General features: G+C 37.5%; 12 protein-coding genes and 1 pseudogene. 3 read left to right on the top strand and 10 right to left on the bottom strand.

Annotated elements, in window-relative coordinates; translation table 11 throughout:
* Positions 1-94 precede the first annotated feature (94 nt).
* Together AB3M96_RS05185 and AB3M96_RS05180 are read right to left on the bottom strand one after the other, a co-directional pair.
* Positions 95-1,045 (bottom strand): DNA/RNA non-specific endonuclease, encoded by a 951-nt coding sequence (locus tag AB3M96_RS05185; RefSeq protein ID WP_412966520.1) that lies wholly within the window; start codon positions 1,043-1,045, stop codon positions 95-97.
* Between the two features lie 733 nt (positions 1,046-1,778).
* Entirely contained in the window at positions 1,779-2,732 is a 954-nt protein-coding gene (locus AB3M96_RS05180) for an LCP family protein (RefSeq protein ID WP_412966519.1), read from the bottom strand.
* Positions 2,733-3,318: 586 nt separating this feature from the next.
* Between AB3M96_RS05180 and AB3M96_RS05175 the strand changes: the two are divergent.
* The 3 genes and pseudogenes from AB3M96_RS05175 to AB3M96_RS05165 form a co-directional block, all read left to right on the top strand.
* A pseudogene (locus AB3M96_RS05175) lies at positions 3,319-3,816 on the top strand (peptidoglycan recognition protein family protein); the annotation flags it as partial.
* 57 nt (positions 3,817-3,873) lie between these two features.
* On the top strand, positions 3,874-4,155 hold the full coding sequence (locus tag AB3M96_RS05170; RefSeq protein WP_412966703.1) for a peptidoglycan-binding domain-containing protein: 282 nt from the start codon (positions 3,874-3,876) through the stop codon (positions 4,153-4,155).
* A 148-nt stretch (positions 4,156-4,303) separates the two neighbouring features.
* The gene (locus AB3M96_RS05165) at positions 4,304-5,227 is read left to right on the top strand and encodes a PspC-like choline-binding domain-containing protein (RefSeq protein WP_412966518.1); all 924 of its coding nucleotides are present in this window, start codon (positions 4,304-4,306) and stop codon (positions 5,225-5,227) included.
* A gap of 321 nt (positions 5,228-5,548) precedes the next feature.
* On the opposite strand, the gene AB3M96_RS05160 is transcribed toward AB3M96_RS05165, so the two are convergent.
* The 8 genes from AB3M96_RS05160 to AB3M96_RS05125 form a co-directional block, all read right to left on the bottom strand.
* On the bottom strand, positions 5,549-6,166 hold the full coding sequence (locus AB3M96_RS05160; RefSeq protein ID WP_412966517.1) for an NUDIX hydrolase: 618 nt from the start codon (positions 6,164-6,166) through the stop codon (positions 5,549-5,551).
* The gene (locus tag AB3M96_RS05155; RefSeq protein WP_412966516.1) at positions 6,167-7,015 is read right to left on the bottom strand and encodes a hypothetical protein; all 849 of its coding nucleotides are present in this window, start codon (positions 7,013-7,015) and stop codon (positions 6,167-6,169) included.
* A gap of 6 nt (positions 7,016-7,021) precedes the next feature.
* Positions 7,022-8,164 (bottom strand): ABC transporter substrate-binding protein, encoded by a 1,143-nt coding sequence (locus AB3M96_RS05150; RefSeq protein WP_412966515.1) that lies wholly within the window; start codon positions 8,162-8,164, stop codon positions 7,022-7,024.
* Between the two features lie 63 nt (positions 8,165-8,227).
* The gene (locus tag AB3M96_RS05145) at positions 8,228-9,913 is read right to left on the bottom strand and encodes an ABC transporter permease (protein WP_412966514.1); all 1,686 of its coding nucleotides are present in this window, start codon (positions 9,911-9,913) and stop codon (positions 8,228-8,230) included.
* Complete coding sequence (locus AB3M96_RS05140; protein ID WP_412966513.1) at positions 9,897-11,000, bottom strand: ABC transporter ATP-binding protein; 1,104 nt, start codon at positions 10,998-11,000, stop codon at positions 9,897-9,899. Before AB3M96_RS05140 ends, AB3M96_RS05145 begins: the two co-directional genes overlap by 17 nt.
* Positions 11,001-11,061: 61 nt before the next feature.
* Positions 11,062-12,096 carry an ABC transporter substrate-binding protein gene (locus AB3M96_RS05135; protein WP_412966512.1) on the bottom strand — a complete coding sequence of 345 codons (1,035 nt, stop codon included), beginning with the start codon at positions 12,094-12,096 and terminating at the stop codon, positions 11,062-11,064.
* 652 nt (positions 12,097-12,748) lie between these two features.
* Positions 12,749-13,852: a response regulator transcription factor gene (locus AB3M96_RS05130; protein WP_412966511.1), complete on the bottom strand. Its 1,104-nt coding sequence runs from the start codon at positions 13,850-13,852 to the stop codon at positions 12,749-12,751.
* Between the two features lie 5 nt (positions 13,853-13,857).
* Positions 13,858-15,636: a cache domain-containing sensor histidine kinase gene (locus AB3M96_RS05125; protein WP_412966510.1), complete on the bottom strand. Its 1,779-nt coding sequence runs from the start codon at positions 15,634-15,636 to the stop codon at positions 13,858-13,860.
* Between the last annotated feature and the right edge of the window lie 273 nt (positions 15,637-15,909).

Raw genomic sequence — 15,909 nt, 5'->3', positions numbered from 1 at the left:
AGCTTCATAGTTCAATAACTTTAACAAAAATAAGGCGATAATCCTTCTGGATTATCGCACCCGTTAAAACAATAAGACACCAAAATTCTAGGTTTTACTCCCCCACCATACCGTCATTATCATTATCACGCATATATGGGTATAACCAATGATCTCTCGTTATTGGCATACTGAAACCTGCTTCTTTTGCTTCTTTAATCGTCACCTGTCCATTACCGTTTGTATCAACACTTGAAATATCACCGTTAGAATCTGGGTTAGTGGAATTTGTGTTTGAACTAGTTGAATCGGAAGGTTTACTTCCTGTTAAACCAAGCGATTCGTTTACTTTATCAGGGTTTACATTGTCAAATGTATCAACAATCACGTTACCCCTTAAAGTATAGGTATATTGGTAACTTGAAGGTATCTGAGTTTCTGTGTTTGGATATGTGATAATCGCTTCAAAATTAGTAGCTCCTCCTGCCTTACGGATTGCGTCCTCCATATAAGCCTGATCACCATGTCGGTTGAGCGTACTATCTTGTGGAGTAATATTATATGCATTGGATACCCCACCCAAAGAATCAGCAATGATATGTCCTTCATCTAAAACATCACTTTCAACACCAGGAACCTTCGCCTCATCAGAATAATATCTGCCAGACGATAATACAGGTTCGTTACTGTCATCTTGTAGAATGATTTCGTAAGCAATGACACGTACGAGTTGCCCGTATTCATTCGTAAATGCCCAATATTCACGGTCCCCATAACCAATGTCAACAGCAACGTTTGGTTCACGAATTCCAGACAAATCACCACCATCAACTTCTATAATTTTGTATCCTGCGAACAGTTCATTATTTGGTTGGGTTGGTGTTTCCTCTACTACTAGTTCATCAACAACAGTAGTGATATCTTCTTCTTTTTCACTATTTTCAGCCGTAGGAGCTTCTTGTAGATCTGTTGCTCCATCTGTAATGGACCCATCATCTACGTTGGTACAACCAACCAGATAGATGGTCGTCAAAAGTAAGATTAAATAGGTCATTTTCTTTTTCATATTTGGACTCTCCTATAATAGTTTTATATTGTTCATTCTAAAAATCTCGGAATGGTAAGATAGATAAACTATGTTAACATATTGATATAGTATATTCCAAGATTAATGTTGTTAAGCCTTTAACTATCATAGTCCAAGATTAACTTTATATTAATACTTTTTTCATAGTATGCAATTACATTTAATAAATGCGGTACAGTTTCAAATTGTAACTCGAATTACGAAAAGATAAAACCCCTTGTGACTTCCATTTCCTTCCCAAACAACTAATACGCTTCCAACCGGTAAAGCTAAAGCAACGAGAATTTTAACTAGAATCTAACACTTGAGCTAAAGAGAGAGTGTTTTTTCTCCATACCTTAGCAGCCTGTTTTCATCTCACCACTTTTAGAAAGGCAATACCATCTACCTCAAATACCCAACCGATTAACATTCCAAAGGGAACAAGATAACCGTCACCTGTTCCTTAATAAAAAATTTCTACTAAAATACTCTTTTAGAGAGGTTTAGTAAAACTATAACAGGCATTTTCACATCTCCTAGTTCAAGGTAACCAAACGTTTGTTTAATTTCCAATCCCTTTGCGGCTACTGGTTTCTCCCGCTAAACAAACGTTTGATTGAATTAATACTTTAGGATTAGTACAGATTTATGCGAAAAATAGTTACAAATAAGTATACTCATTAATACCTTAACCCTATATCTATGAGACACTAGGACACTTCCACCGCTTCTATCGCTCTTCCCCATTCAGAAAATTATTTAGAGCTATCTTATTTGTCTCCATATCAATTTCTAATACGGCCCCCGCATGTGGAAATTCAGCATCTCTATACGAATTGTCTATTGGAATTCGCAACGTCTCTATTTCGTCAGGTTTATTAAGAATGAAGTCTTTCAATACGCCCATCATTTCGATTCCTTCTAGGTTCGTTTCCACATAGGGTTGAATGGTTCCTACTAGTTTAGGAATTTTGGAAATACCATTTAAACTAAATACTTCATCTTTTAACGCACTAACAACCTCTTGTTGTCGTTTAACTCTTCCAAAATCAGCCTCAGAATCAGCACGGAATCGAGCATATGACAAAAGTTCCTCACCATTAAGCTGTTGTTTTCCTGGTTCTAATACTACATCAAGATACTTTTCCATTCGTTTTTCTACATTCATTTCAATTCCGTTTGGTGCCAGTGTGTTGACCACCGTTGTAAATCCATTGAAATCTATTAAGGCATAATATTGGATATCAATATCAAAGTTTTGCTTGATGGATTGTCTAAGCAGCTCAGGGCCACCTAAAAAGTAAGCGGTATTGATTTTATAATTTCGATACCCTGGAATCTCTGCATAAATATCTCGCATAACAGAGACAAGTTTTGCTGTTTGTTCTTTAGGGTCAAACTGTGCAATCATGATTGTATCTGTTCGTGATTCAGCTTCTCCTCTTGAATCAACTCCTAATAACAGTACATTAACTTTTCCAAGTGTATTTTTTATATCAGCCCCGTTAAATTCCTGGTTGCTTTCTTTCACTGTGGTTGGTAGATTTGCGTCTTTTTCTGCGATTTTTATACCTTGATAATATTGATAGAATATATATCCGCTTAACGAAAGAATTATTAGTAAAAAGGTGATTAAAAACTTACGAAAACGTTTTTTAGGCTTTCTTCTTTCAGTTCTGTTCACTTTTAGTTGTCCCCTCACATCTATTATCTAACGCTTCATGTTCTAAGAAACTACTTCTACTTTTACATTTCTCTAGTCTTTTTCGTTTACCTCTCATCTCATACATTATTAATATCAAAATTTTACCATTGTATTCTTAAATTAATCTTAAGTAAAACTTATTTTTCCATAAATATTTGTCTTTCTATAGTGAAAACACTCTCTCACCCTATACAAAGACTGAATAAGCTGCATTATCAAGGTTTTAGGTGGAACTTTTGAATAACACAAAAAAAAGACCCACCTTTTAAGGCGGACCTTCTCAATCACACAATCTATCGAAAACAAGCACTATCAGAGCCTAATTGGTAGCCAGCCCGCTATAACATAGAAGATAACATTACACACATCGACGTTTATTAAGTACCCGCCCCCTCTACCAATAACGCTCAATGAGTCTTAAAAATTATTTATACTCAATGCCCCTTTCCACCATTCAAATCACTATAACAATAATGAAAGCTAACTCAACTAGATAGAGTTTGATCTGCTACACTAGTTGGTTATTAAATTCACCAGTAAAAATCCAACCAAAGGGAGCTGAAAAATGTACAAAATCACAAGAAATTACATCCGACACGGTGATTCACGGAGTGGTCTAAATCTCGAAAAGGTACGTTTTATTGTAAGTCATGACACAGGAAATCCTGGTTCAACGGCACATGGAAACCGGAATTGGTTTGATCGGGATCAGCCGTTAGCGTCTGCTCATACGTTCATTGATGATACATACATCTTGGAGATAATCCCTCTAACTGAAAAAGCGTGGCATGTTCGCTACAATCAACCTCAGGATAATAAATTGTTTGGGTATGATGCCAACAACAGTGCAATTGGAGTGGAGCTTTGTCATGGTGGCAAGATCAACTTTGAGGAAGCATACAAACGCTATGTTTGGTACCACGCATACTTGTGTAAGAGGTATGACTTGAATCCTCTTAAAGACATTGTTGCTCATGCCACTCTTGATCCAGGACGAAAAACTGATCCAATTCAAGTGTTACAGAGCAAAGGAATTTCATGGACAAATTTTATTAATGATGTAGATGAAATATGTCTTGCAGTAAAGGCGAGTGTTGAATTGATAGAGGAGGAAGTTAAAGTGTCAGTATTTAAACGTGGAGATAAAGGTGCAGGTGTCTTGGCATATCAGGAAGACTTAAAACTTGCAGGCTATGAAATTAGTGCGGACGGAAGCTTCGGCCCGGAGACAGAGGCCGTCACGAAACAATTCCAGAAAGACAATAACTTGATAGTAGATGGAAGCGCAGGGGCGCAAACTCTCTCGGCTATTGATGACCTTTTAATGCGTAAGGACCCTCCATTAAGGGATTCAGTAATATTTTTTCTAGGTAAAGAGCGGTATATATTAGGCAAGTTATAATTTGCTTGTTACTTTATTTCCCTCTCCTCCATTAGGATAGTATCTGCCTTGTAAGCATGTACTAGGACCTAGGCACTTCATCCCATTGATACGACATGGATAAAAATGGTAGATTAGTAGATAGATTACCATTTTTAAGGAGGACATAATGAAAAAGTTATTGGGAGCATTATTGTTAGTTACGTTATTTACTTTTGCACACTTACCTGAAGTCGACGCAGCTTCTGGTGAATGGAAATATCAGAATGGAAGCTGGTATTATTATGAATCGAACACAATGCAAAAAGGCTGGGTACTTGATGATGGAAATTGGTACTACCTTGGCACGAATGGAGCAATGCAGACTGGTTGGGTAAAATATAGCGGTTACTGGTACTTCCTCGGTACTAGTGGTGCCATGCAAACGGGATGGTTGCAAGACGGAGGAAACTGGTATTTTCTTAACTCGAGCGGTGCGATGAAAACAGGGTGGCTGCTAGATCGTTCAAACTGGTACTTTCTCGACTCTAGTGGCGCAATGAAAAAAGGATGGATACATGACGGTATAAGCTGGTATTTTCTTGCCTCTAGTGGTGCCATGCAAACAGGATGGGTATTAGACGGAGGAAACTGGTATTACCTTAATTCAAACGGCACTATGAAAAAAGGATGGTTACTAGAAGGATCAAGTTGGTACTTCCTTACATCTAGCGGTGCTATGAAAACGGGTTGGATAACTGACAAAGGCAATCATTATTTCTTAAAAAGTAATGGTGTATGGGATCCACATGCAAAAACAGTGAAGCAAGTGATAGCTGGATTAGCTGGCAAGGAGCTAGTTGGTAAGGTAATCAATCATGAAACAGATACAGAGGTGCCATTAACGATTAACAGCGCAGATTCAATGCTGTTAGGTTATGTACTTGCGATTAAAGATATTACACTAACTTCAGGAAACACTGCTACTTTTAAGTATTATGACATTGATTACCCGGATGCCTTTCTTTATGATGGCGAATTAAAATTTGAAAATAATTCATTGATCATCACAGTACTTGACGGTGATGTTGTATGTTCGTTTCCAATACAATAATAATTTTAGGGCTTTTCTCATCACATGAGAAGAGCTCCTTTTTTGTGTGCGAAAGGCGCTAGTATGCAATTATTCCATTTAACCTGCAATTATTCGGATTAGTATGCAATTAATCTTAGTTAGTATGCAATTATCGTATTTAACCTGCAATTAATCTTTTTAATATGCAATTCCTCCCTCCCCCCGCACAATTTGAAAACTCGGCGAATGCCGAGCCTTTAGGCGACAGCAGAGCCGTAGTTGCACTTAGCAGATAGGAAAGAATTTTATGCTTTCCTATCTGCTAAAAAAATAGTGGGACAAGCAACTTGTCCCACCACATTAGTCAAACCAAACTTCAATATGTTCCATCCCGTTATATTCAAACATTCTTTTTATCTGATCTTCTGTAACCCGCTCGATTGATAGTGGAGGTAGAGAGTCAGCACTGAAAAATCCTACATCTGATGTTTCTACACTGGTTTTCGGTTCTCCACCTACCAGTATGCATTCGATAAATAGTTTGTAACTATGGTGGATGTTTGGTGTGTGCCCATGCATGTTCCGATCTAACACCGCCAGTAACCGCTTAGGGGTTACAATATAACCGGATTCTTCTTCTACCTCTTTAACAGCATTTTGGGAGGGTGATATTCCGATATCTGCCCAACCGCCAGGTAAAGTCCATTTGTTATCGCTCTTCTCTTTTACCAACAATATCTTATCCTCACGAAAGATAACGGCCCGTACATCTACCTTAGGAGTTTGATAGCCTTCTTCATTAATAAAAACCTTTTTAACATCGTCCAGATTTTTATTCGAATACTCCGCAACAATCTCTGCACTTATGTTTCGTAGCTCTTTAAATCGCTCAATATCATATACATCCTTTGAATACGCCAAACCCGATTGCGATATCGCCTGGATTTGCTGTGCCCATTCCAACCATTTCATACTCATTTAGATAACCACTCGTTTCGTAACAGAAAATTTAAGATATGTCCTGTCATCAAAGGATAAATTGCCTTTCTTTAATCCCTTGGCAGACTTATAAAGACGGAAGCACAATGGATCTTCTGTTAAGACCTTTTGTAGCAATTCCTCTGATTCCGCAAGACTACTCTTTACATATGGATAACCATCTGAAGCTAAGACAATGTAAGTAGCATCTGTAGGAACCTTAATAATCTTAACCTTTGAAAAATCAACTTCAAACCCATTAATAATCTCAAATCCGTACTGGTTTTCAGGATCATTTTGTAGAAAATACTGCTGCTGAATCAGTTCTTGAATAAATGTCCAACCGGGATCATTCTCAAGTAATTCAGTAATGGTTTTACCTTTAATTAATTCCGCTTCTAAGTATAGTGATCTCGCATTAGCTGTTATCTCATCTATTACTTTTTCGTTTTTATAGAGCTTGTCGTCAATCATACATTGACAATCTCCAATTTGCCAAACTTCGCGATGATAATCACTATAGACAATTAGACTCGCTGTCGGGGCCATCCATGCGTTTTTCTTAATCTCTTCAACCAACCCAATTTCGTGGTAGGTGTGCTGCATAGAAAGATTAATTTCTTTAATCATATCTTGTAAACTAATTTCTCTTGGTAGGGATTCGATTGTTGCTTTTATGATTTCTGCTGCAAGTCTACCTGGAGTTTTACCATTCATTTTCCTACCAGATATATTTGTTGCACCATCAATAACGGCAACAAAATCGTTTGTATAGACAAATAAATCTTCACATAAATCTGCTTCTCCAAGCTTTCCCTCTGATAGTGATTCAATCATAGAAATACTCATCTGATCTCACCTATCTTCCATTATATTTTGGTCTAGCTCCACTATCCTTTCCCATTGCTCTTCATCATCTATTAACGGTATTAAACCTCCTGCTTGTAAACTACTATATATCGCTTGTTGGTAGCCAGGGTACTGACGATAATAATCGATAAAAGTAGGATCCTGTGTAACATTACGATAAGCAGGAATCAAGGTTTCCTTAACGGCCAATGCTTGTAATTGTTCCTTTTGTAATAAAAAAGTGATAAAGTTCTTTGTTAAACTTTCCGATTCAGGATGGTTGAATAACACGAGTCCGTTACCGCTAGGAATCAGGTTTTTCTCGTTTATCGGAAAAGGGAGCGTCTGCCATTTGAATTTTGTCCCAATTAGTTTTTCAAATAATTGAATGTTCTTTGAGGTACTTATCAAAATGCCGCCTTCCCCATTTACAAACTGGGTAATCGCCAGATGATAGGTATAAGGAGGTATTAATCCTTCTTGTTTCATTTTTACCCAAGAAGACTCATTAAATTGGGTTAGCCCAATTCCCTCGTTTTGAAGTAAATTGGTTATATACCATGGGTATAAAGGGTCAGAATGTATTCCCCATATCCCTTCATGCTGCAGTTCAATTTGCTTACCAATTGAAATGAGTTCCTCAATTGACTTCTTTTCTATAGTAGTAGATTGACCATCTGTAAAATTACTATTTACATATAAAAGCGGTACTTCATATCCAATTGGAATTGCCCATAGCTTACCTTCATATGTAAACCGCTTTTCAATTGACTCTACAAGCGAGGCTTTTATTTCACTTGGTATGACATCGTCAACCTGTAATACAGAACCTGACTTTACTAGAGGGCTTAAGCCATAGTAGGAAGGCACCTCTGCAACATGTGGAGGCGTTCCAGCTGAATTTGCAATATACAATTCCTCTAACAATGTATCTGCATTTTCAACTCGTTTCGTAACCACTTCAATTTCAGGATGGTCCTTCTGATATTCTTTCGCTTTATCTAGTAATGCCGCAGAATAGGCCCATATTTCCAGCTTTTGTTCAACCTTTGCTTGACGGTTCAACTCTTCCTCAGGTCTCAATTTGTATAATAGTAGCCCTAATCCAATGATGGTAAAAATGCTTATTAAAAATAAAATTCTTCTCATAAAAGTAAGTCCCCTATCTGTACTCAATATAATTATTATAGCGCGGATAGAGGACAACCTACATTACATTGATATACCTTTTTTACCTGATAACATATTAACAACTACTAACGAAAGAATTGTACAGAATGATAGTATTGATGCTAATGCAGCAGCAGTACCAAAGTTTGCCGTAAATACCTCTCGGTAGATTGTAACCGTGATTGTGGCAGTATGACCTGCATAAAGCACAATCGTTGAACTCAACTCATTGATTGTCGTTACCCAGCTTAAAATCGCTCCTGATAGAACACCAGGCAACATTAAAACTGCCGTCGTTTTAAAGAATGTCTTCATTGGCGGTACGCCTAAACTAATTGACGCCTCTTCCACACTTTTATCAATTTGATAGAGAATCGCTGTGCTCGAACGCATCGTGTAAGGGAGCTTTCGAATACAGTAAGCGATCACCAGGATAATCCATGTTCCTGTTAAAACCATTGGTGGTTTATTAAAAGCAATGATTAAACTAATCCCTAGAACTGTTCCTGGGATAACATACGGAATCATAATAAAAGCATCTAATAGTGAAGATAGCTTCGAGTTTCTTCTTACAATGACGTATGAAAGTAACAATCCGGAAATAACCATAAACACAATCGCAATTGAAGAATACGTAAATGTATGGATAATCGCCTGTGGAACTTTAAATAAAATTTCGCGATAGCTATCCAAACTGAATTGGTTTGTAAATACAGGACCATTTGTTTTTAAGAATGAAGTGTAAATAACAGTTGCTTGAGGAATCATTGAAACTCCAACAACAATCGCAATAAACAACATCGCGAAAAACTTCTGTAATGGCTTTAACTTGATTACTTTTGGTGGTCGCATGGAACTCATCGAGAATGACTTTCTTGTAACAAGATATCTTTGTAAAAATAAGATACTCGTACTTACCGCTAGTAATATCATACTAAGAGTACTTGCCATCGCAGGGTTTGAGCCCATTTCATTTATAAATTGTTCATATGCTAGGATTGGTAATACTTTAATACCTTGTCCTAATAACATCGGTGTTCCGAAATCAGCAAATGATGCCATGAATACCATTAATGCCCCGGTTGAAAGAGTAGGAAAGATTAGTGGTAAAGTGACTGTGCGCAGCTTTCTCCATCTTTGACTACCTAGGCTTTCTGCCGCTTCCTCTAGGGAACTATCTACTGTTTTCAATGCTCCTGAAACATATAAATATATATGCGGGTAAAACTGGATTGAAAATACCCAGATCATCCCGTGTAATCCGTAGATTGATTTTACATTCAGGCCAAGATCATGAAGGAAGTTAGTTATATATCCATTATTACCAAGCATTAAGATCCATGAGTAAGCTCCAATAAATGGAGGGGATAATAATGTTAAAATGATAAGAATATGGATGAGTCCCTTAAACGGAATATCGAATCTTGTCATGATGTAAGCTACCGGTACACCGATAAGTGTTGCAAAAAAGGTAGCTGAGATACACACGATAAAGCTGTTAATAAGGGCTCCATAGTAATACTTGAGGGTAAAGAAATCCTTATATGTTTCTAGACTAAACTTACCTTCATAGTAAAAACTTTTCACAAATATATTAAATAGGGGATATAGTAAAAACAATAGGATTAATGCAAATGCAGCAATCATGACTAGATTCCAAAAATCCCATTTTATCTTCTTTGACTTTTTTGTCCGGTTCATCGGTGCTGGTTTAATTGGTGCTTCCATGGAGATTTAGTGCCTCCTCTCCGTCCTCGGTATACACAACAGATTCTTCAGGGTTTAAGTATAACTCCACCCCTTCACCTTCATTCATTAATTGGTAATATGGAACGGCATGTTCATGTACCTGAATAAACTCACCAGAATCCTTTAGTTCAACCTTGTACTCTACCTTTTCACCTAGGAAAACAGCTTCAACAATTTTCCCTTTTACAGTTGGTCCAAGATTTTTATTTTGGTCGCGAATGACCTTAATTTGTTCTGGACGAATTGAGTAGATTACTTCTCCTGAATACGGCTTTGCTAGTTTAATTGGAAGTTGAACTCCTTCAACCTCTACATTCACTTCTCCGCTGCCATTTACTTTTCCTGAAAGAAAATTAGTAGAACCGATGAAATTTGCAACAAATTGATTTTTAGGAGTTAAATAAATTTCATGTGGCTTTCCGATTTGTTGAATCTTCCCATTGCTTAACACAGCAATGCGGTCAGAGACTGCAAGTGCTTCTTCTTGGTCATGCGTAACATAAATGGTAGTAATACTAAGTCTCTTTTGTAACTCACGAATATCGGACCTCATTTTTAAGCGGAGCTTTGCATCAAGGTTTGATAGTGGTTCATCCATTAATAATAATCCTGGATGGATGACAATTGCTCTTGCAAGTGCAATACGTTGTTGCTGCCCACCACTCATGTCAGACGGCTGGCGGTCTTTTAAATGAGCAAGTTCAACCATTTCGAGTGCTTCCATTACTCTCTTTTGGATTTCTTGTTTTCCAACTTTTCTTGCCTTCAATCCATATGCGACATTTTCAAATACCGTCATATGAGGGAAAATCGCATAGCTTTGGAATACCATACCAATGTTACGATTATGAGTAGGTGTATCATTGATATTGGTTTCATCGAAGTAAATATCTCCCTCTTCTTGTCGATAAAAACCCGCTAGTGTACGAAGAAGGGTTGTTTTACCACATCCACTTGGGCCAAGCAGCGTAAAGAATTCTCCCTCTTGAATGTCGATTGTTGCGTTGTCTACACCTTTTACGTCTCCAAAATATTTGGATACCTCATTTATTTTTACCTGTGTCACTTTCCTTACATCCTTCCTATTAAAGAGAGAATCGTTAGCTATCAACGATTCTCTCAACCTATTATTTACCGATAATTAGATCCTGGAACTTCTTCATTACATCTTCTTGGTTTTCAGATGCCCAGTTAAAGTCATAGTCAACCATTGGGATATCCTTTGTAGCAGGTAGCCCTTCTGGTGCATTCACATCATCACGAACTGAACGTCTATTAAATTCAGTTACGATTAGCTCTTGAACTTCTTTGCTAGCTAAGAAGTCTAAGAATTTTTGAGCATTTTCTTTGTTTTTAGCCCCTTTAATTAATGCCATACCATCAGGAACAGCAGAAGTACCTTCACTAGGGTAAACTACGTCTACATTTGCTCCACCTGCAATATAGCGGTAAGCTGCTTCTTCAAGTGTTACACCAAGTGGGAATTCTCCATCAGCAACACCTTTGTATACCATACTAGAGCCGCTTAGGATTTTTCCATCTAAGTTCTTTACAAAGTCAGCTGCATAATCCCAACCATCATTTTGATCGCTGAATGCAGTTAGCATTGTTACTAATTGCGTATAAGAAGAGCCTGATTTTGCAGGGTCTGCATATGCAATTTTACCTTTCCATTTTGCATCTAATAGATCTTCCCATGATTTCGGAGCATCTGCATCAGTTACCATATCTTTGTTTAACATGATAACCATTGGTAAAGCAGAGAAGCCTGTCCAAAGATCATCTGAGCTCTTATATGCATCAGGAATATTTGCATCGTCTGCTACTTGGTATGCTTCAAAGTGGCCTTTGAAAGCTTCAAGAGATTCTGCTCCCCCACCCCAGAATACATCTCCAAGTGGATTTGCTGATTCTGCTTCAACACGGTTTAAAAGTTCACCAGTACCACTAGATACAAGCTCAACTGTAATACCTGTCTTGTCTTGAAACTCTTTAATAATTGGGTTAATAATTTCTGCTTGGTGTGGTGAGTAGACTGTTACTTTAGTAGACTTCTCTCCACCTTCTTCTTTATTGCTACTTCCTGTTTCTTCCTTGCCACTACATGCAGCCATAGTAAGCATTAACACTAGTGCAAGAAACAATGCGAACGTTTTTTTCACTACCTTTTCCCCCTTATTTGAATTCAGTAGAATATACAAAGTATATTTTTGTTTGGAAGCGATTACAATGTGGTATTTTTTCGTAGATGTTTGTTATTTTTCGAGTTACTTCTTTTTAAAAGATTGCTACTATTTGTTTTATACAAAGACATGCTTTTTTTACATAGTTTGGTGATTTCCGCTCCTGACACTCGCTTTCCGCGGGCGGACCGTGAGCCTCCTCACTGAAATGCTGAAGCGGCTTGGTCAGAAACGAGGAAATTGGAGACTCCGACAAAAGAGGCGTCTTTTGCCTCTGGCGGAGGAGTTGAAATTTCTCGAGTTTCTAGCCGCTGAAGCTAGACAAGTCGCAGGCTCCTGCGGGGTCTCACCTGACTTGCACAGGATGTGCTGACGTCTACGTTCGCCACAGGACGTGGCGGTCGTTAGTAGACGTTCCTTTTGCTTTTCCGGCAGGACTTTGAGAGGCTCCTTTGAATTCTCCCACGCACGAAGAAAATGCAAAGCATTTTCGAGGAGTCTCGTGTCATCCGCTCCAACCACCCTTCTGAAATCATGATTAACAGATAAAAGATAGTTTTCCATAAAAAGCTAAAAACGCAACACAGTACTGAAAACAAAATAGAGACCTGATTTACTCAAGTCTCATAAACTAAGGTTTCGCACTCCTATATTCCGAAGGCGTACACCCTGTATACTTCTTAAAAATCTGACTAAAGTACCTTGGATCTGTGTAGCCGACAGCTTTGCTAACTTCGTTTGTTTTTAGTGAGGAGTGAGCAAGGAGCTCTTTGGCTCGGTTTATTTTTAGGACCGTCACATAATCGATAAAGTTTTGTCCCGTGTATTGTTTAAAGATTCTACTTAGATAGCTGTCTGATATATAAAAGGTTGCGGACAATTCATGTAATGAAAGTTGTTCACAATAATGTTTGTGTATATAGTCTAGTAGATCTTGAATATTGATCGGCATTTCGTGTTGTTCATAGAATGTGCATCCAATTCGATTTTCTTGTTTTCTCTGCTCCTTCGCTAGCTGCGCTTGTTTATATAAAGTAGGCAGTTCGCTTGCGTCATCAGAGAGTTCACTCACTCCACCATACAAATACTGTTCTTCGAAAAATGCTTTAATTGATTCTGTTTCCTCTTTATTATTTTGAAGATTATATAAAAGTAGTAACCCGTCACTTTTTTCATCTATCAGGAGCCACTGATGAGGCAGGCTCGGCAATAGATTTCGCATCGATGTTTGAGCTTTCTCAATACAAACAACCCGATACGATGTAAAAAGGTCTTGGGATCCTTCAAGATAACTCGACTCATAATTTAATTGGCCCTTCATAATCGCTAACACAGTCATTTTTAGGGTAGCAACTCTATCTTGCTCCTCCTTCTCAATGCCTATTGCGATTGAACCGACACTCTTTTTTAACTCTATTTCATCAATTGGTTTTAGATGAAAATCAGTTACACCTAAGCGAATTGCTTGCTGTGCGTATGAAAACTCACTATATCCCGTCAAAATGATCGTTTTCATTTTAGGGTTAACCTCTGTTATCGCTTCAATCAAAGCAAGGCCCGACAAACCCGGCATACGAATGTCGGTAAGAAGTATATGCGGCTTTTCACTTTTCACTATTTCCAGAGCTTCATTCCCATTGGCAGCAACTCCACAAATAGTAACCCCCATTTGCTCCCAATCAATTGTTTCAGCAAGGCTTTTTCTTATCATCCACTCATCATCTGCAATAACCATCTTAATCAGAGCAAATTCCTCCTATCTCTTATGATTGGGAGCTTCATCATTACAGTCGTTCCACAATCTTTTTTGCTAGTAATAGAAAGGCCGTATTCCCTACCAAAGAAAATTTCGATTCGTCTTCTCACATTTTCAAGACCTATCCCTGTATGATCTTCTTTTACAGGTGCATTCTTAAAAAGGGTTCTTAATGTATCTTCATCTATACCCAAGCCATTGTCTTCTACTTTTATTAATAGGTATGTTTCATCTTCAACGATATCAATAGTTAATTCCCCTGTTCCTACTTTAAGTTCAAGACCGTGGCTAATCGCATTTTCAATAATAGGCTGGATAAGTAGTGGTGGAACATATAATGATTTTGTTGATTCTTGAACATTGACAGTAATATTGATCTTATCTTGAAACCTCACCTTTTGTATAAAAAGATAATAATCAATTAACCTCAGATCTTCTTCTAGTGTTACAAATTGCTTTTCTTTGTTTATCGAGTACCTCAGCATCTCACCCAGGGCAATCGACATTTCACTAACAACCTTCACTTTTTCAAGCTTTGCAATTGCACTCATAGTTTCAAGTGTGTTGTATAAAAAGTGAGGATTAATCTGCGCCCGAAGCGTCTTAATTTCCGCCTCCTGCAGCAACGTCTTTCGTTCAACACTCTCTTTTATAAGTTCCTTTAATTGCGAAACCATGTTATTAAAGTTATTTCCCAATGATCCAATCTCATCAGAGTATGTTGTTTTATACGTTACATCAAGATTCCCTCTTTGTACCTTCTTGAATAAACGGTTCAAGCTTTGAATCGGATTGGTCAGTGACTTTGAAAAAAAGTATGACATCCATATTGCAATAATAAAACTAATTAACGCTACTATAATCGTTATATAACCAAGTAAGTTACTATTTTTTGTTACGGTGCTTTCTGGTATAAAGGTTGCAATTTTATAATGTGAATCCTCACTCGTATCATAGATTAAAATCGTTGATTCATCGTTCCAATTAGTTCTTGTATATCCGCGAGTACCCTCCAAAATGGTCGGTAATGTCGGGTGATCCAATCTCATACCTATTGTTGCTTTGTTAGGATATCCAGAAATAACATACCCACTCTGATCCAAGAGAAACAGTTGAGATATTTCTTTCGTCTTCTGCTGATAAATATCAGCAATCGTAGATTCGAGAACATCGATAACCAGATACCCTACAGGTTCTCCCGTTTTTGGATTCTTGATAAGTCTACTAGCACTCAAGACGATATCTTGGTCCTCAACCTTCTTAATGGTGTAATGGGTATCCCAAACCAAGGCACCATTTGCTTCTCGTGCTTTTCTAAATATTCCCCAGTTATCCTTATAATGTTCATACTGGTTCGGCAAATAATCTCCAGTAAAATACCGGTCACCATTAAAACCCATCACATAAAAAAGCAGGTTCCAGTTTTTCGAGCCTTTAACCGTATCGAAAAGAGAAGTGATTGCTTGAAAGTCCTCATGCTTTTCATAATCACTTCGGTCTGGACTTTTTAATAACGCATCCTGCACAACTTCATTACGATAAATATAGTTACTTACCTGTTCCAAATCCTTTGTAAAAAAAGATAGATTTGTATTAACCTGAATCAACCGTTCCAGCACACTCTCACTGACCTGCTCGGTCACGATCTCCGATGACTTTTGATAAGTAAAACTCCCAAGCATAATCAATGGGACCATCACGATAAATGTAAAAAATATCATTAATTTTTTCTGTATAGATAAATTCATAAAGTTTCTAATCATGGAACCACCTTAAAATAGACAATCTATTAAGTTCTTTCTATACTTTATAGCAAATTTTTGAAAAGTTAAATAGTTGATTGTTGGTGACTGATTTTTCTCGAAGAATATTCGTTTTTCGGGCTATTCTCATCACGTGAGAATAGCTCCTTTTTTGTGTGTGAAATTTGCTATTATGCAATGATTCCATTTATCCTGAAATTAATCGGATTAGTATGCAAATAATCTTAGTTAGTATGCAATTATTGTATTTATCCTGCAATTAATCTTTTTAAT

This window comes from Ferdinandcohnia jepli (assembly GCF_047246645.1).
Taxonomy (GTDB): Bacteria; Bacillota; Bacilli; order Bacillales; family Bacillaceae_L; genus Ferdinandcohnia.
This window is presented reverse-complemented; position numbering and strand designations above follow the sequence as displayed.

Bases quoted from the DNA above. Each gene is read 5' to 3' on its own strand.
- AB3M96_RS05185 (WP_412966520.1), bottom strand. From the start codon at position 1,045: ATGAAAAAGAAAATGACCTATTTAATCTTACTTTTGACGACCATCTAT.
- AB3M96_RS05165 (WP_412966518.1), top strand. From the start codon at position 4,304: ATGAAAAAGTTATTGGGAGCATTATTGTTAGTTACGTTATTTACTTTT.
- AB3M96_RS05160 (WP_412966517.1), bottom strand. From the start codon at position 6,166: ATGAGTATGAAATGGTTGGAATGGGCACAGCAAATCCAGGCGATATCG.
- AB3M96_RS05155 (WP_412966516.1), bottom strand. From the start codon at position 7,015: ATGAGTATTTCTATGATTGAATCACTATCAGAGGGAAAGCTTGGAGAA.
- AB3M96_RS05150 (WP_412966515.1), bottom strand. From the start codon at position 8,164: ATGAGAAGAATTTTATTTTTAATAAGCATTTTTACCATCATTGGATTA.
- AB3M96_RS05145 (WP_412966514.1), bottom strand. From the start codon at position 9,913: ATGGAAGCACCAATTAAACCAGCACCGATGAACCGGACAAAAAAGTCA.
- AB3M96_RS05130 (WP_412966511.1), bottom strand. From the start codon at position 13,852: ATGGTTATTGCAGATGATGAGTGGATGATAAGAAAAAGCCTTGCTGAA.
- AB3M96_RS05125 (WP_412966510.1), bottom strand. From the start codon at position 15,636: ATGATTAGAAACTTTATGAATTTATCTATACAGAAAAAATTAATGATA.